This window comes from Thermaerobacter nagasakiensis, from assembly GCF_055396825.1.
Genome location: NZ_AP043740.1, coordinates 1,034,913 through 1,050,722, shown reverse-complemented (window position 1 = coordinate 1,050,722; position 15,810 = coordinate 1,034,913). Strand labels below are relative to the sequence as shown.

Genomic DNA, 15,810 nt, shown 5'->3' with positions numbered 1-15,810 from the left:
TCATCCTACCCGACGGCACGCCGCCCTTACGGCCCGGCCGGACTCACCCTACCCGAGAGCGCCCCGCCCTTACGGCCCAGCGGTACGCCAGCAGGGCCAGGGCGAACTCAAGCACCAGCTCCTGCACGCCCGCCATACCCGGGGCCATCGCCACCAGGCCCAGGGAGACGGCCACCCACATGGCCACCAGGACGGCCAGCAGCCGGCTGGCCGCCGCTCGCCCGGCCTCCCGGGCGACCACGGCCGCGACGGCCGCCAGGGTGAGGAGCATGACGTAGCGTCCGATCGAAAAGACGCTGATGAGGGCGAAGGCGAACAGCGCCGCCACCGCCGCCCAGCCCCACCGGCGGGCGGTCGCCGGCGTCATGCGGTGGCTCAGGGCGAACACGCTGACGGCGAACACCATCGTCCCGGCTCCGAACCAGACGCCCCACACGAGCGGTCACCGCCCCTCATCACGGGCTACGCACGGCGCCGTGCCGGTTCGACCGGGCGCGGGCCGCCGCCGGAGGATTTCGCGTAGGGTGACGGCAAGACCTACCGGCACTCCACCCCGTTATTGAAGAATTTCCCTCGTCCTTCCTTCCCTGGCGGGCCACTCCACCGGCCGGTGGGCCTTCGCCGGTGGTAACATCGTACTGATACGGGAGGTTCGGAGCCGTGGTCCGTAAGCTGCGGGTGACCGGCGAGTTCGTCCGCGTCGACGAGCGGCTCTACCGCCTTCCGGGCGTCTTCGCCCGGTTCGACGGCCTGGTGGCCGCATTCCTCCACGGCAGTTACGGCACCCCGCACCAGACGCCTCTGAGCGACGTGGACCTGGCCGTGGTCTACCGGGCGGAGCGGCTTCCGGACCTCCGGGAACTCGCGAACCTCCAGGGCGCCGTGGAAGACGCTTTGGGCCTCGAAGACGTGTCCGTCACCGTCCTCAATCGGACGCCGCTGCCCTTTCAGTTCCGCGGCCTCACCAACGGCGGGCTGCTCTACGTCGCGGATCCCGTGGCCCTGGCAGACTTCCGGGAACGCGTCTGCAAGCTTTACGGCGACTTCGACCCCGACTACCGGCGCCTGGCGTTGGACTACGACCGGGCGCTGAAGGAGGCCTACGCGCCGATGTACGGGGTGCCGCCCTCCCATTCTTCTGGCGGGTCCCAGGATCCGGGCAGGGCCAAGGGAGAAGGTCCGGATCCCGGCGGCCCCACACCCACGGACGAACCCGGCTGGCCGATGGCAGGACCGCGTCGGGATGGCCCCGAGCGGGTGCCGGAGGATCGGCCGGCCATAAACGGCGGGTCCCCGGCCGCACCGATGGGCGTCATCGACCGGGAGAAGGTACGGGACAAGCTCGAGTTCATTCGGAGGAACCTGGTGCACCTCGAGGCCCTCGCCCGGCGCGGGCCCGCTGCCTTGCGCGACGACAAGATCGCCGAGGGCGCGGCCGTCCACATGCTACAGACCTCCATCGAGGCGATGATCGACGTGGCCAACCACGTGGTGGCCCGCCTGGGGCTTGGCGTTCCCAAGTCGTACCGCGAAGCCTTCGACCCGCCGGTGGAGGCCGGGCGCCTCCCCGCGGAGCACCGGTCCACCTTCCACCGGATGGTCCGCTTCCGCAATCGCGCGGTGCACCTGTACGACACGATCTCGCCCGAAGAGGTTCATGCGATCCTGGCCTGTCCCATGGGGGACTTCGACCTGTGTATCGGAGCCGTGGTCCGACGGTTCTTCTAATCCGGTTTCGCCGGTGCCGTCACCCGGGAACAGGACCGCCTGTAGCGAGCGGCTCCAATCGACCGGCTCAAGAAAGGGATCGGTAGGCCGGCGGGCGGCGTCCCGAGGCGGGTTCACAAGTCGATTGGGAAGCGGTCGATGGGCGTGAAGCCATGCAAGCCGGGGCGGGTCACGACCAGGAGCTCCCACCGCCGCCGGTTCTTCCGCATCCGCCCTGACCGGTGCCGGCTCCAGCCGGCTCCCCTTTTACCGGTTCCACGTCTACGGGCTCTTGGAAGCGGTTCAGTTCGACCAGCACGTGTAGAGGCTCTACCTGCTGGGCCGTGGGTTCACCCTGGCGCAGGTATCCCTGGTATACGTGGTCTACTAGAAAAATCGCCGGACTGGGCGCTGCGGCAAGGCAGAGGCAGGGGCAGGAGGGATAGGCTGTTGCGGAGAGCGTGGGAGAACTGGTTCGACCGGAAGTGGAAGAACCGCCGGGCGCTAAGAGCGAGGGAGAGGCGCTCAGCGAAGTACCGAGCGCGCCTGGAACGAGAGCAGGGGGACACGCCGGAGCCAGGTGGAGATGATGCGCCGTTGGCTGTTTCAGATGATGCGTCGATAGGCGTTGTTTGCGAGGTGCGCAGCGACATCCGTGTTGTGATGGTGGGTGAGCGGTGCTACGAGAGCCTGACCCGCGTGCCGGTGGTTGTCGGCGACCGGGTTCGGTTTGTTGTCGAGGGGAACCATGCCGTCATACTCGAGGTGCTGCCCCGCAAGAGCAAACTGGTCCGGATGCGGGGGGATGCCACACGCCGCTCGGCCTTCAGCAAAGAGGAACACGTCCTGGCCGCGAACGTGGACGTGGCCGTGATCGTCGCCTCAGCTGCCGCGCCGCCCTTTCATCCGCGGCTGATCGACCGGTACCTCATCATGTGCCAGTATGGTGGCATCCGCCCCCTCATCTGCGTTAACAAGATCGATCTGGTGACTACCCGTCCGGATTTGAGCCTGTACACCGACATGGACATCCCCGTGGTCTACGTATCGGCGCTCACCGGGGCCGGCATGGAGAGGCTGAAGGAACACCTGCGCGGCAGGTGTTCGGTGCTCACGGGAAAGAGCGGTGTCGGCAAGTCCAGCATCTTCAATGCCTTGCTTCGTGAAAGCATCCAACGCGTGGGCGAGCTGACCCGCACGGGCCGGGGCAGGCACACGACTACCAGTTCATTGATGTACCGGTTGGATCACGACACCTTCATCATCGATACGCCGGGGATTCGCTCGCTGGGGCTGTGGGACATCGACCCGGATTCATTGCGGTTATATTTCCCCGACTTCTTGCCTTTCGCCACGGCGTGCAGGTACCGGGACTGCAGTCACACCCATGAGCCGGATTGTGCGGTTAAGGAGGCCGTCAGCCGTGGCGAGGTGGCCCCGGGACGTTACGAGAGTTACCGTCGCCTGATGAACGAGCTGGTAGGGAAGTGACTGGCGGTGAGGCAGCTTCCACCCCAGGCAACTCAGGCAAGCCGGATCCGTTACCGTTTGGCTCGTGACCTTGCGGCGCAATGCCCGGCGGAGCTGGCACAGGAGATCGCCGCCACGGGCTCGACGTCCCGCGGCGTCGCCGGCGCGCGCTCAGATCTCGAGATCAACTTTTGGACCGACACGATTCCGGATGCGTTCCACGAGCGGCCTGCGTGGCTTGCCGGGCAGTTGACTTGGCTCCGCCGTCTTGATGGGGTTTCCGATGTCTACGTCGACGATCCTCCAATCGCTGACGGGTCGGTGTCGGTCACGTTCGGGTTTCACGGTGTGTGGGTTGCGGCTGCGTGGCAAGGCATCCAGACCCAGAGTCAACTCGTGGCGGAGACGTTGCGCGGGGATGTCTTGGACCATGAGCGCTTGGTCGTCGCAGATGCCGTCTTTCATGCGCTTCCCTTGCGCACTGCCGGTGCGCTTGCGCGGTGGCAGCAGTCCCTCTCCGTTTACCCGAATGGGCTGCAGTCGCGGCTGATCCGTACAGCCGTCGAGGGCTGGGTGTATCCCCTCCACATAATCAGGCGCAGCCTGGACGAGATCCAGCAGCTGCGCGAATGTATCGCCATGGTTGCTGCGGAAGCCCGGGCCGACGGGGAGCGGAAACCCCTGTTCCTGCGGTTCTTCTGAATTCAGCCGCTCGGCTCGAGGGCGAAGGTCACCTCGACCTCGGCGCCGATCTCCCGCTGGCCGGGGCTGATGGGAGCGGCAGGTTCCTCTGCGGGTCCTGCCGAGTACACCACGAAAGAATCGCGGTAGTCATAGCGGGACGCGCGGCCACTCAGGCGCAAGTTCATCCGGAGTGGTGGACCGACCCGGACTCCCGCCGCCCGGGCGGCCGCCTCAGCCCGCTCCCGCGCGTGCCGGACGGCATGTTCAACGGCCTGCAGGTCCAGTTCCCGCACGTCGGAAATCTCAAACCCCCACAAGGTCGCCTCGCTGGCCCCCGCAGCCAGAGCCCGCCCGACCAGCTTGCCCGCCAGCTCGAAGTCCCGCACTCGGGCTTCCAGGACGTACCGGACCTCGTGTTCGATCAGGTGCCGGCGACCTTGGCGATCGGTGTGGTGACGGGTGTTGGTTTCGATGTCCACGGTCCGCAGGGCGTCGTCGGCGAGTCCCTCTTCCCGCAGGGCGGCGATGACCTGCTGCGCGGCATCGACCGCCGCCCGGTAGGCAGCCATGTGGTTCGTGGGATGCGTCCTGTAGACGTAGAACCGCAACACCGCCACGTCGGGCGTGACCGAGACCGTTCCGTATCCGGTGGCGAAGAGGGTGGGTTGGCGGGGTTCGGCATCCGGCGACACGACGGCTCCTCCTTGCACCCTGTGGTATGAACTGCCACGGAGAACCGGTTCGCCACGGGAACAGGACCGCCTGCAGCGACCGGATCTACCGGAAGTGATCGGCAGGCCGGCGGGCGGCGTCCAGAGATGGGCAGGCCCGGAAACCTGCACGCCTGCAATCGCCGCCGGAGCCAACCCTCGGAGCCAACCCTCCACGTTATCGAGGAGGCTTGCCATGTCCGTTCCTTGGAAGCAATCACTTCGTGGCACCCAGTACCGGGCGATGGCGCGGCAGGTTCCCGCAGGTCTGCGGCCAATTCCAATGTTGTTTGACGTTCGGCGTTGTTCGTATTCGGGTGGTGCGTAGATTCGCATTCGGCCGGTTCGTGATTCGAAGGGGAAGCGGTCGATGGACGTGGAGCCCTACCATCCGGGGCAGGTCACCGCCAAGGGCCCCCACCGGCGCCGGTTCTTCCGCATCCGCCCGGACCGGCACCGGCTCCCCCTTTACCGATTCTACGTCTACGGGCTCTTGGAAGCCGTGCAGTTCGACCAGTTCGTGTGGATGCTCTACCTGCTGGGCCACGGGTTCTCCCTGGCGCAGGTATCCCTGGTGTACGTGGTCTACCAGGCGACCATGTTCACCACCGAGGTGCCGTCGGGGTACCTGGCCGACCGCCTGGGACGCCGCACCTTCCTGGTGGCCGGGATGGCCTGCAAGGCGACAGCCGCCCTGCTCTTGCTCTATCCGGTGAACCTGGGGGTCGTGCTGGCGTCGGCAGCCCTGACGGGCCTGGCGCGGACCCTTCCTTCCGGGACGAACCTGGCCTATTTCCGGGAGGTGGCCGAGAAGGTGGCTGGGGCGGCGGCCGAGGCGGCTCAAAACCGGGACCCGGCCGAGTCGCCATCCCCGCCCGGAAGAACCGGCCCTGACGGCCATCCGCGCGAGGTTGCCGCCTTCGACCGGCTGCTGGCCACCTACGTCACCCTGACTGCCACGGGCACGCTGCTGGCCGGATGGGTCGGCGGCCTGGTCGCCGGTCGGTCCTTCCAATGGCTCTACGCCCTGGAAGCGGCGGTGGCGGCGACGGGGATGATCGTGGCGGCAGGACTCCCCCGCACGGGTGGGGGTTCCGGTCCCGTTCTCCACGGGGCGGGCGGGGCCGGGGTGAGGCGCGGCGACTTGCTGGCATCGCTCGCATCGCGATGGTCCCTGGCCCGGTCCACATGGACCGTCGCGAGCCGGAATTGGCAAACCTTGGCCCTGGTTGTCGTGGTCGCCCTGACCTGGGCGGGATCGGCCGCGGCCACCGAATATACCCAGCCCTTGCTCCTGGCCCTCGGCGCCAGTCCGGGTGCCGTCTCGACCCTTCTGGCCGGTGCCTCGCTGGTCACCATGGCCGGGGCCCGGCTGGCCGGGGCGTGGCGCGGGCCGCGGCGGGCCGTGTTCGTCCTGATTCCGTGGCTTTTGGCAGCCGGGGCCCTGCTGCGGGCCCTGGCTGCGGTGCCGAGCGTCGGTGCGCATCGCGTCGTCACGGGCCCCGCAGAACCGGACGGCGGATTGGCGCTCTTGAACCCAGCTCTGGCGTTGGCCGTGGGGGGCCTCGTGCTGCACCGCCTGGCGGGTGGAGCCAGCCAGGTGACCTTCAACGCGCGGTTACTGGAGGCGGCACCCGCCCACCTTCGGGGCACGGTGCTGTCCGCCGCCAACACGCTCTGGGCGGCGTTGTCGCTGACCTCCTTCCCCGTGTTGGGCTATGCAGGGGAGCGGTGGGGGCTGGGAGTCCTGTTCGGGATCCTGGCGGTGGTCCATGCCGTCACGGCGCTGGCGGCCGTCCGGGTTCGCACCCGATCGGACCGCGGAGTCAGTAGCTAGGCTGCCGGGCAAGGCCTGACCTGTGACGGTGACCGCCACCTTGCCCCCATCACGAGATTGGACGGGAGGAAGTTCGTCACCCAAGCCCCGGCGAAACCGACATCAAACCGACGTCGCACCGACCGTGACCGGTTCAAGCCCGCGCCCTCCCGAGGCCGAGCAGTGCTCTCCTCATGGGCAGCCTCACCCATCATTCCGCGCTGTCAGATCCCGAACCATGATCACGTACGGAGTGGTTCCGCTCGGGAAGCGGAAGTCCTTCAGCAAAGTTGTCCAGTTCATGCGCTCGTACAATCGACGGGCGGGGGTATCCGCATCCAGGGTGGAGAGTACCGCCTTTCGGTGCGGGATGCCGTCGAGAAGGGCGTTGTGCAGCAGTGTCCCGATTCCTTTCCTCTGGTATGCCGGCATGACGGCCAACTCGACAAACTCGAAGCAGCCTTCCAACCAGCGTACGACGCTCTCCTTGTCCAGGGCGCAAGCTACTGTGTCCCACCACCAGCCACCGGGGAGTCCACTGTACCCGTAGGCGAACCCCACTACCTTGTCACCGTCGGGTTCCAAAGCAACATAGCAGCGAAACCCCGGGCGTTCCAGGTGCGAAGCCAGTGAGGTGTTGAACCGCTCGAAGTGCTCCGGTCCTTCACAATAGGGCGGGGCAGAGAATGCCTCCCGATAGACCTTTAGGATGCCATCGCGGTAACGAGTGATCTTCGCCCGTTCAACCCGAACAATCTTCAAAGCGGTCGCCCCTTTCCTCCCCCATTCCGACCGACACGTAGTCGAATAAGTAAGTCAAAGAAAGTAAGTAAGCAGTGAGATGAGTGGAACGGCAGACTGGGGGCGACGTCGCGGGAGTGGGGGTCGCAGTCTCATCCGCGTTTCGTTGGAACCTGCAACTCGCCTTGAAGCAGCTCGAGCGCCTTCTCCGCATGACGGTTGGGCGGGATCCCCCGAAGCACCCCAAGGATCCGCCCGTCGGGCCCGATCACGAAGGTCACCCGGTCCACCAGGGGGACGAACCGGCCGATGACGGGTAGGTCCCGCCGCACCCCGTACGCGGCGGCCAGGCTCCGGTCGGGGTCCGCAAGGAGGCGGAACGGCAGGCGGTGCCGCTGGCGGAAGCCCTGGTGGGTTTGGGGCGGGTCCGGACTGACGCCCAGCACCACGGCCCCCAGGGCTTCCAGGTCGGCATGGCGGTCCCGGAAGTGGCAGGCTTCCGCCGTGCAGCCGGGCGTGTAATCCTTGGGGTAGAAGTACAGGACGACGGGCCTTCCGCGGAAATCCGAGAGGCGAACCGGCCGGCCCGCATCGTCGACGGCGGTGAAGTCGGGGGCGGGGTCACCCGGGGCAAGCATGGGATCATCTCCTTTGCTTCAACGGGCTCTCAAGGGCGACGGGTTCAACGGGCCCTAAAGGTCGAAGGGTGCCATGGCGGGGTGCCATGGCGACCTCATGACCCATTAACCCGCTCTCCCCCGTCGGAACCCCGTCGGACCCCAGAGAGCCCCGGTCGATCCGGAGCAGTCCACGAACGGACGGCCGTCCGACCCCGGTGCGTGGTCCGACGCACCAATGCCCGCCTGGGCCTCATCGCGTCACGACATCGTCAGCACCGCGATGACGGCGTTCACCAGGACGAGAACGATGGCCGCGGCTACGAGCGCCAGGGGCGTCGCCACCACCCACCACAGGACGCCCCGGCCGCCGCGGTTCCCACCGGCCGAAAGCCGGGCGGCCGCGACCAGCCCAAGGACGGCCACCGCGAGCCAAAGGGTCACCCACAAGAGCGGTCCGCCCGGCGCGGCATACGATACAGACATCCATCCCCCACCGCCTTCGTTCGTGATCCGTACAACGCCCCTTGTCTTCTACGGCTCGCTGCTGCTTGCCCGTTTGCCAGTGGTCGGGTGAATCCGATCCCACCCATTTCCGCCGTCGAACCACGGCCCATCATGGCGTAAGGTCTCACCCCAGTGGCTGCGCCGACCTCCTCAGGAGCCCTGTCCCTCCAGCCTTCGCAACAACCCCTCGAGGTTCGCCCATCCGTACCCCCACTCCTCCAGGTCCACCCCGCCGATCGCTATGGTCCGGGTACGGACGCGAGTGCCACCCAGGGTCTCGTAGAAACGCCGGTAAGGGTTTTGGGCCAGCACCCACACCAGCATCGACCGATGACCGCGGGCCAGCAGTTCCCGGACGGCCGCCGCCACCAGGCGCCGGCCCACGCCGCGCCCCTGGTAGTCCTTCAGCACGTAGATGGCGCCCAGCTCCCCGCGAAACTCGGGGTCCCCCGACCGCTCCGGGCCGGCGGCGGCGAAGCCCACCACCCGCCCCGCCGTTTCCACCGGAGCATCGCCCTTCCGCGTCAATGTCCGGGCCGCTCCCGCCGGGTGTTTCGCCACCGGCCGTCGTTCCGCATCCGGTGCGATCCCTTCCTGGTGCGCACCCGTCCTGCCCGCCCGGAATTCGTCGCCGGAGGCACCACCACCGGCCTCCCGGCCCGAGCCGCCCCCGTCGGCGGCCCCAGCATCGCCGCCAAGGGTCACCCCATCCACCGCCACCACCACGAAGGACGAACCGGCATCTCCCGCGTCGCGGGCGATGACGTCCTGCCACCACCGGGCCCGGGGTTCCTCCTCCATGGCATCCAGATACGCGTCCGGGATCACCCCCCGGTAGGTGCTGCGCCACGTGGCCACCTGCACCCGGGCGATGCCGGCCGCATCGGCCGGCATCGCCCGGCGAATCTCGATGCCCATGATGTTGCCTACCCCCGCGATGTTGCCTGCCCCCGTGGTCCGGACCGCACCACGCCGAGGGTCTGTGGTGCAAACACCGTCGGCACTCGGTCCGTTACCGCGTCCCGTCCTACCACCCTCTGCCTTCGCAGTTACGGACCGGGCTACTACCGGATCGGTAGATGACGTCGCACTGGTCGACCCCTATCGGCCTAGATCTGGCCCGTGATCGCGGCCGAAACCAGCATCCACGCCAGGATAGCGACCAGCGGCACCGTCGCCAGGGCCGCTGCGGCCCGCACGTCCCCCTTCCTGCGGAGCACCAGCACCGCCACGATGGCCAGCACGATGCCCACCGGTGCCACGTACTGAAAGCGCGGCGTGGCGGCAAAGTAGACAAGGGGTCCGATGGCGAACAGCGCTGCCGCATAGACCCACCCTGCCCGGCGGGTAACCAGCGCCGCCAGCCCGCACCCGATGGTCAGCACCCAGCCGGGAATCCCCAGCAGGGCGCCAAGCAGCAGAGTGTCCAACGCATCCAGCGGCACCTGCCTCACCCCTCCCGGCGGCCAGCGCCCCTCATCCAGATCATACCTCCGCCGTGGCCAGCGGGAAACGCGCACGGCCGCCTGCTCCGGCAGGGAGACGACGCTGACCGCATTCGCCGGTGGGGCAACGAAAGCGGCGCGGGCGGCCGGATTCCGGCCCCGCCGGAATCCGGCCGCCCGCGCTCGAGCGTCCCGGTCACGCCGCAGCCACCCTGACTTGCAAGGCCGGCGTGCCGGTTGTGCCGCCTTGGCCTTGACTCGTCCCGGCCCTCTTGTCCCGCCTCGTCCGTTGCTCTTGTCCGCTTTCCTCACGACCCGCGCGGATCGTAACCCACCACCGTCCAGATCCCCGTCTCGTCCTGGCGCACCAGCCGCTCCAGGTACACCCGCGCCACCGGGCCGACCTGGATCTCGACGATGGCCCGCCTGCCGTCGTTGTGCACGACGCGGATGTGCTCGTCGACCAGGGCCGCGGGTTCACCCATCTGCTCGCCGAACTGGCCCATCAGGAAGGCCCCCGCCACCTGCACGGGATCCAGCATCCACGGAAAATGGCCGCCGTCGACCTGTTGCTGCGAGTTGCGCTCGACCTCCATGTCGACGGAGACCTCGACCTGGGGGTCGAAGCCGGGCCTGGCGCCGGGATCTCCGCTGGCGTCCGGGAGCTGGAGGTCCGGCGCCAGGGCGCGGGCCAGTTCCACCCGCCGCGGCCCCTCGACGGTGATCTCGAGTGCCTGCTGGCGCCAGCGCAGCCGCTCGCCGAACACCTCGAGCACGCCGTCCTGGCCGGCGGAGCCGAGGGCGGCGTTCGGCTGGGGCTCGAACGGGCCCTGGGCCGGTTCTTCCACGATCACCGTCTCACCGTAATCCAGGACCACCCGGTCCCGAGCCGCCAGGATCCGACGGGGCGCCTCGTCCGGCAGCAGCGGCGTGAAGCCGGCGATGGCCGCCGCCTCCGCGGGCGTGTCCACCAGCTGCCCGGGGTTCTCCTCCTCCACGCGGTAGCCCGCCGGCACCTCGAAACGGAACCGGGACGGGTCGACGGGCGCGTTGGCCTCGAACCGGACGAAGGTGGTCTCGGTCTGGAGGCCGTTCTGCATCGCCGTCCGCAGGCGCAGGGGCAGGTGGGTCTCGGCATCGACCCAAAGGTCGTAGGGGAGCCCGCCCGGCGGCTCGATGCGCAGCCGGATCGCCTCGCGTCCCGCGACCTGCTCGCGGCCCACCACCCGGTGGGGGTAGCGCAGGGCGGCGCGGGCCTCGTCCTCCAGGTCGAAGGGCCGCACGTCGGGCAGCGGGGGCAGCACCGCCACCACCCGATCGGCGGGACGAACCTGCCACTTGCGCCGGCCGTCGTGGACCGTGACCACGCCGGTGTCGTCGCGGGTCGCGTAGCGGTCGCCGTCGACCCACACCTCGATCCGCCGCACCAGCCACGTCTCCCCGTCGGCGTTGGTCGCGCGCTTCTCCAGGACCCCGTGGTAGCTTTGGAGCTGCGCGATGGCCCGCTCCATGGCATGGACCACGTCGGTCTCCGCCGCCGGTCCGAGCCCCAGCTGCGCCCGGAGCCACCCGCCGAGACCGGTGGTCCCGGGCCAGGGGGCCAGCACTGCCACCAGCGCGATCCCGGCCACCAGGGCCGCCGCGGCGATCCCCACCCGCCGCCGGCGGCTGCGCGTCCCACCGACCTCCCACCGTCGGGCGCGGGCGTGATCCCGTTGCCGGGCGCCCCAGGCGTGGCCGGCGCTGCCGGCCGCTTCCGGACGTCCCCCTGCGGACGAACCCGGCCACCCGGCGGCGACCCGCGGCTGCCACCCCTCCGCCGGCTCCGGCACACCGCGCAGGCTCTTCAACATGCGGGCGACGGCCAAGAGTTCGGCCTCGTCTCGGTCCGCCGGCGCGGGGGGACGGCGCTCCTCGTTCAGGGCGTCGATCATCCGGTCGAGCCGCTCCTCGCGGAGGGCCCGCAACCGACGCCGGTTCCAGTCGCGCCAGGAGGCCATCGGGCCCTTCCCTCCCATCAGCGGTCCACCTCCCGCAAAAGGTCCCGCAACGCCTTGAGAGCCCGGAACTGCAGACCGCGGACGGCGGCCTCGCTGCGCCGCATCTGGCGGGCGGTCTCGGCCCTCGACAGCCCCACGACGATGCGCCAGTGCAGCACCTCGCGATATGCGGGCGGCAGCCGCCGCAGCCGCTCCTCCAGCCAGAGGCGATCGACCACGGCCGCCGTATCCACGTCCGCGGTCCCGCCGCCGCGGCTTGGGACCCGGCCTTGCAGCAGGGCCTCCTCGAGGGGCACGGCTGTCCCGTCCCGCCGCTGCCGCCGCCAACGGTCGCGGATCAGATTGAGGGCGATGGTGCGGACCAGGGCGTCGGGCGGCGGGAACCCGCTCCGCGTCGCCTCCGCCGGCGCGGCTCCCTGAGCGCCGGAACCGGGCGCGGGGGCACCGAACGCGGCACCACCGCGGGCACCGGAGCCGCCGGGGCCCGCGGCCCGGCCGCCCCGCAGCACGCGCAGCACGGTCTCCTGGGTCACGTCCTCGGCCTCCTCGCGGTTCTGGACCCGGGCATAGACGAACCAGTAGAGCCAGGGCCACGTCGCGTCGTACCACCGCCGGACCGCGTCCTCGCCGGCGGGGGACGGCGACCAGGCGTTCGCTCCTTCGGCCATCGCGACACCCGCTTTCCCAACCGTGGCTCGGAGAGGCGCCTCCATCGGGGAAGAACGCAGCGGGGCGGGGGGCGTCACGCGGCAGGGATGGGGGTCCTTCGCGGAAAGTGGCGCCTGCCCACGGTGCGCGTCGGGTCGCGATCGGGTCGCGCGCCGAGCGGCCGCTCTAGGGCTGGTAGAGACCGTCGCGGACCAGCTCGAGATAGCGTTCCCACTTCGCGACCCATCGGTCCAGATCCACGTAGCCGAGGTCGGGACGCTGGCGGATGGCGGCGAAGATGCGCGGCATGAGGCCGTCGCCGAGCAGCATGAGCAGCTCGACTGCCTCTTGCACCGTCACCCCCGGCCGCAGGCGTCCCGTGTCGACGTCGTGGTAGAGCAGGTCCTGACTACGGGCCGCCGCCTCGGCCAGCCGCTGGCGGAACTCGGCGGACACGGCGGGGTCGACCATCGATCTTACGATCAGCCGGTAGGCGTCCGGGCGGTCCCGGTACACCTGGAGCTTGATCGCGCCCAGCCGGCGGAGCCGCTCGAACAGATCCCGGGGAAGGTCGGGCGCCGCCTCTTCGAGGGCGGCTTCGATGGGCTGGAGCGCGCGGTCCACGGCCGCCCGGTAGAGGTCGTCTTTGCTGCCGAAGTAGTAGAGCACCAGGCTCTTGGCCACGCCGGCGCGACGGGCGATGCGGCTGAGGGAGGCGCGCAGGTAGCCCCGGTCCGCGAACTCGGCCACCGCCGCGTCGAGGATGCGCTCGCGGGGGCTGCCATCGGCCGTCCTCCTCGGGCTAGCGCTCCTCGGGCCGGCGCCCCCCGCGCCCCCTTGGGCCGATGGGGCCGCCGTACCCCGGCGGCCCCTGCTTCCGAAACCATCAGGCCCCGCGCGGTGGTCGCCCGCGGGGGTGCCGCTGCTGGGCGTCCCGTCGTCGGCCATGGCTCGCCTCCATCCCCCTCGATCACGCGAAGTCCTTCCGCTCGAGGATCATCGTACCGGCCAGCGTGCCCGCCAGGAAGACCGCCACCAGGACGAGCAGGCCCGCCGCGTCGGGGTCGCCCGCCGCCGCCCGGTCGAGGGCGGCGTGGCGCTGCAGGCTGAGGTACCCGATGGGGTGCAGCCGGTCCGCCACCTGGCTCAGGGCGTGGAGGACGAAGGAGGCCAGTCCGACGCCGACGCCGGCGGAGATGGCCGTCTGGGCCCGGGGGAAGAAGGGCCCCAGGAGGAATCCGACGCCGCCACCGGCCAGCGTGGCGGCCAGACCCGCCAGGTGCGTCCACCGCTGGCGTCCGAGGTCGTAGGCGTCGCCCGCCACCGCCCAGCCCACCAGCGTGCTGACGGTAAAGATCGCCACCCACAGGATCACCACGCCCACGACGAAGGCGGCGATCTTGGCAACCGCCACCTGGCGGCGGGTCACGGGACGCGTGTAGAGGAACTCCACCGCCCCGAGGTCGGGCTCCCGGGCGACGCTGCCGCCCGCCTGCATCAGGCCGTAGATGGTGGCCAGCAGCACCAGGTAGCCCATGATGTACACGCCGTAGTAGCTGTTGACGTCGGCGATCATCGCCGGGGTGAAGCTGAACGCCTTCAGCAGGCTCTCGGGCATGGCCTTGAGCGCTTCCACCATCGCCGGGTCCTGGATGGAATCGAACAGTCCCAGGTAGAGGGCCACCACGCCAACCAGCACGGTGGTCCAGATCAGCAATCCCCGGCGTGCCAGCCGCAGTTCCATACGCGTCATGTGGATTGCGAGGCGCAGCCCGCCTCGGACGTTCATCGCCCCTGCCCTCCCACTTTGGGTCCCGTCCAGGGTCCCGCCAAGGATCCCGCCCGAAATCCCGCACAAAAAGCCCGTGCTGCGAGCAGGCTGCCACCCCATCGCAGCGCCCCTCCCAGCGCCCGCTCACGGCGCGCTATCATGGCGCCCCCTTACGGTTGGCCTCCCGACTCTCCCGGGACCCGGTACAGGGTGAGGAACACGTCCTCGATGCCCGGCTCGGCGATATTCAGATCCTCGAGCGTCAGCGGGGCGAGGGCCGCCACCAGCTCCTGCACCGGCGCCCGTACCAGGAGGCGGTACGTGCCGGGCTTGCCGGGCACCGGCTCGGGCCGCGGGTCGCCCAATCGGGCCAGCAGCTCACCCGGCAGCGGCGCACCCCCCTCCAGCCGCAGGGTCACGATCTTCATGTGCCGCCCGGGCAGATCGTCGACGGTCGACACCCGCAGCAGGCGCCCGTCGCGGATCATCGCCACCCGGTGGCAGAGCCGGTCGACCTCGTCGAGGACGTGGGTGGAGAAGAAGATGGTCGTACCGGCCGCGTTCACCTCGCGCAGGATCTCGAACAGCTCCGCCCGGATCAGCGGGTCCAGGCCACTGGAGGGTTCGTCCAGGATGAGCAGCCGCGGCCGGTGCAGGAGGGCCTGGACGATGCCCAGCTTCTTGCGGTTGCCCAGGGAGTAGGTGCGGACGGGGCGGGAGAGATCGAGCTGCAGGCGCTCCACCAGCCGGGCCACCCACCGCCGGTCGACCCTCGGGTAGAACCCGGCGGCGTAGTCCAGCAGCTCCTGGCCCGTCATGTCGGGGTAGTAGGCGACCTCGCTGGGCAGGTAGCCCACCTCGGCCAGCCAGGCGCCGCCGCCCGGCGGCACCGGCCGCCCGAACACCTCCACGCTGCCGGACGTGGGACGAACCAGCCCCAGCAGCGTGCGGATGGTGGTGGTCTTCCCCGCGCCGTTGGGGCCAATGAAGCCGAAGATCTCGCCCTCTTCCACCTCCAGGTCGAGGTCCTCGACGCCGCGCCTCCTGCCGTAGTACTTGGTCAGCCCGCGGATAACGATGGCGGCGGGCATGGGAGCACCTCCTTGCACCGCGGGCTCGCCTGTGGCCCGGAACGGGAATCCACTGCAACGGGAATCCACCGGTGGGGCGGGCGGTTGCATGGGGCGGCCGGTTGCACCGTGCCCTGGCTGACGACGGCGGGTCCATCCAGCACGCCTCCGTGGTAACACCCGTTTGAGGGTAGCACCCGTTTGAACGCCGGGTCCATCCGGCGGCGTCCGCAACGGTGGGCACGAGCGGTGGGGGCCGGTGGTTGCCGGCGCCGGTTGCCGTTTCGGGTTGCCATCCCCGGTCACCGGACGGGTAAGCCGGATTCGCCGGTCCCCCCGGGGGCCAGCCGGCTCGGCGTGGCTGGCGCGCTACGGATCCGCGGCCCCGACCGGCTGGCGGTTCGCCGCGTTCCGGCTATATGGTCTCAACAGCAAAACCTCGACAGCGGCGCCGATCCCGCATATGATGGAGGAACTCGCACCAGTCGCCTGCTTTCACCAGGCTGGCCGGGCGAGGAACACGCGGTGCGGGAAGCACGCCGGGAGTCGAGCCCGCCAGGCCTGCGCTGCCAACGAAAGGACCCCGAGACATGCCGACGACGCCGGAACCGCAGTGCCGCCCCC

Annotated in this window: 16 protein-coding genes; 4 read left to right on the top strand and 12 right to left on the bottom strand. The window is 69.7% G+C overall.

The window, feature by feature from the left end:
- Positions 1–43 precede the first annotated feature (43 nt).
- Positions 44–436 (bottom strand): hypothetical protein, encoded by a 393-nt coding sequence (locus ACZ5T9_RS04550; protein ID WP_464834094.1) that lies wholly within the window; start codon positions 434–436, stop codon positions 44–46.
- Positions 437–660: 224 nt separating this feature from the next.
- On the opposite strand from ACZ5T9_RS04550, the gene hepT reads away from it, so the two are divergent.
- From hepT to ACZ5T9_RS04535, 3 genes are all read left to right on the top strand, one after another.
- On the top strand, positions 661–1,728 hold the full coding sequence (gene hepT, locus ACZ5T9_RS04545) for a type VII toxin-antitoxin system HepT family RNase toxin (protein WP_006903253.1): 1,068 nt from the start codon (positions 661–663) through the stop codon (positions 1,726–1,728).
- 618 nt (positions 1,729–2,346) lie between these two features.
- On the top strand, positions 2,347–3,198 hold the full coding sequence (rsgA, locus tag ACZ5T9_RS04540; RefSeq protein ID WP_464834093.1) for a ribosome small subunit-dependent GTPase A: 852 nt from the start codon (positions 2,347–2,349) through the stop codon (positions 3,196–3,198).
- A gap of 6 nt (positions 3,199–3,204) precedes the next feature.
- The gene (locus ACZ5T9_RS04535; RefSeq protein ID WP_464834092.1) at positions 3,205–3,879 is read left to right on the top strand and encodes a hypothetical protein; all 675 of its coding nucleotides are present in this window, start codon (positions 3,205–3,207) and stop codon (positions 3,877–3,879) included.
- Between the two features lie 2 nt (positions 3,880–3,881).
- On the opposite strand, the gene ACZ5T9_RS04530 is transcribed toward ACZ5T9_RS04535, so the two are convergent.
- On the bottom strand, positions 3,882–4,553 hold the full coding sequence (locus tag ACZ5T9_RS04530) for an SIMPL domain-containing protein (RefSeq protein ID WP_464834091.1): 672 nt from the start codon (positions 4,551–4,553) through the stop codon (positions 3,882–3,884).
- Positions 4,554–4,941: 388 nt separating this feature from the next.
- On the opposite strand from ACZ5T9_RS04530, the gene ACZ5T9_RS04525 reads away from it, so the two are divergent.
- Positions 4,942–6,408, top strand: coding sequence for an MFS transporter (locus ACZ5T9_RS04525; RefSeq protein ID WP_464834090.1), 1,467 nt, complete (start codon positions 4,942–4,944; stop codon positions 6,406–6,408).
- 183 nt (positions 6,409–6,591) lie between these two features.
- Here ACZ5T9_RS04525 and ACZ5T9_RS04520 read toward each other — a convergent pair whose 3' ends face one another.
- The 10 genes from ACZ5T9_RS04520 to ACZ5T9_RS04475 form a co-directional block, all read right to left on the bottom strand.
- On the bottom strand, positions 6,592–7,149 hold the full coding sequence (locus ACZ5T9_RS04520; protein WP_464834089.1) for an N-acetyltransferase family protein: 558 nt from the start codon (positions 7,147–7,149) through the stop codon (positions 6,592–6,594).
- 131 nt (positions 7,150–7,280) lie between these two features.
- A complete protein-coding gene (locus tag ACZ5T9_RS04515) occupies positions 7,281–7,766 on the bottom strand; it encodes a peroxiredoxin (protein ID WP_464834087.1) in 486 nt (161 codons plus the stop codon).
- A gap of 240 nt (positions 7,767–8,006) precedes the next feature.
- Positions 8,007–8,231, bottom strand: coding sequence for a hypothetical protein (locus tag ACZ5T9_RS04510; protein WP_460039972.1), 225 nt, complete (start codon positions 8,229–8,231; stop codon positions 8,007–8,009).
- 171 nt (positions 8,232–8,402) lie between these two features.
- On the bottom strand, positions 8,403–9,170 hold the full coding sequence (locus ACZ5T9_RS04505) for an N-acetyltransferase family protein (protein WP_464834086.1): 768 nt from the start codon (positions 9,168–9,170) through the stop codon (positions 8,403–8,405).
- A 191-nt stretch (positions 9,171–9,361) separates the two neighbouring features.
- Entirely contained in the window at positions 9,362–9,697 is a 336-nt protein-coding gene (locus ACZ5T9_RS04500) for a hypothetical protein (RefSeq protein ID WP_464834084.1), read from the bottom strand.
- A gap of 308 nt (positions 9,698–10,005) precedes the next feature.
- A complete protein-coding gene (locus ACZ5T9_RS04495; RefSeq protein WP_464834083.1) occupies positions 10,006–11,697 on the bottom strand; it encodes a sigma-E factor regulatory protein RseB domain-containing protein in 1,692 nt (563 codons plus the stop codon).
- A 17-nt stretch (positions 11,698–11,714) separates the two neighbouring features.
- Complete coding sequence (locus ACZ5T9_RS04490) at positions 11,715–12,365, bottom strand: RNA polymerase sigma factor (protein WP_464834081.1); 651 nt, start codon at positions 12,363–12,365, stop codon at positions 11,715–11,717.
- 166 nt (positions 12,366–12,531) lie between these two features.
- On the bottom strand, positions 12,532–13,095 hold the full coding sequence (locus ACZ5T9_RS04485; RefSeq protein ID WP_464834080.1) for a TetR/AcrR family transcriptional regulator: 564 nt from the start codon (positions 13,093–13,095) through the stop codon (positions 12,532–12,534).
- Positions 13,096–13,315: 220 nt separating this feature from the next.
- Positions 13,316–14,134: an ABC transporter permease subunit gene (locus tag ACZ5T9_RS04480; RefSeq protein WP_464834079.1), complete on the bottom strand. Its 819-nt coding sequence runs from the start codon at positions 14,132–14,134 to the stop codon at positions 13,316–13,318.
- A gap of 152 nt (positions 14,135–14,286) precedes the next feature.
- Positions 14,287–15,207 carry an ABC transporter ATP-binding protein gene (locus tag ACZ5T9_RS04475; RefSeq protein WP_464834078.1) on the bottom strand — a complete coding sequence of 307 codons (921 nt, stop codon included), beginning with the start codon at positions 15,205–15,207 and terminating at the stop codon, positions 14,287–14,289.
- Between the last annotated feature and the right edge of the window lie 603 nt (positions 15,208–15,810).

Bases quoted from the DNA above. Each gene is read 5' to 3' on its own strand.
- ACZ5T9_RS04525 (WP_464834090.1), top strand. From the start codon at position 4,942: ATGGACGTGGAGCCCTACCATCCGGGGCAGGTCACCGCCAAGGGCCCC.
- ACZ5T9_RS04490 (WP_464834081.1), bottom strand. From the start codon at position 12,365: ATGGCCGAAGGAGCGAACGCCTGGTCGCCGTCCCCCGCCGGCGAGGAC.
- ACZ5T9_RS04505 (WP_464834086.1), bottom strand. From the start codon at position 9,170: ATGGGCATCGAGATTCGCCGGGCGATGCCGGCCGATGCGGCCGGCATC.
- ACZ5T9_RS04515 (WP_464834087.1), bottom strand. From the start codon at position 7,766: ATGCTTGCCCCGGGTGACCCCGCCCCCGACTTCACCGCCGTCGACGAT.
- ACZ5T9_RS04475 (WP_464834078.1), bottom strand. From the start codon at position 15,207: ATGCCCGCCGCCATCGTTATCCGCGGGCTGACCAAGTACTACGGCAGG.
- ACZ5T9_RS04480 (WP_464834079.1), bottom strand. From the start codon at position 14,134: ATGAACGTCCGAGGCGGGCTGCGCCTCGCAATCCACATGACGCGTATG.
- ACZ5T9_RS04510 (WP_460039972.1), bottom strand. From the start codon at position 8,231: ATGTCTGTATCGTATGCCGCGCCGGGCGGACCGCTCTTGTGGGTGACC.
- ACZ5T9_RS04495 (WP_464834083.1), bottom strand. From the start codon at position 11,697: ATGGCCTCCTGGCGCGACTGGAACCGGCGTCGGTTGCGGGCCCTCCGC.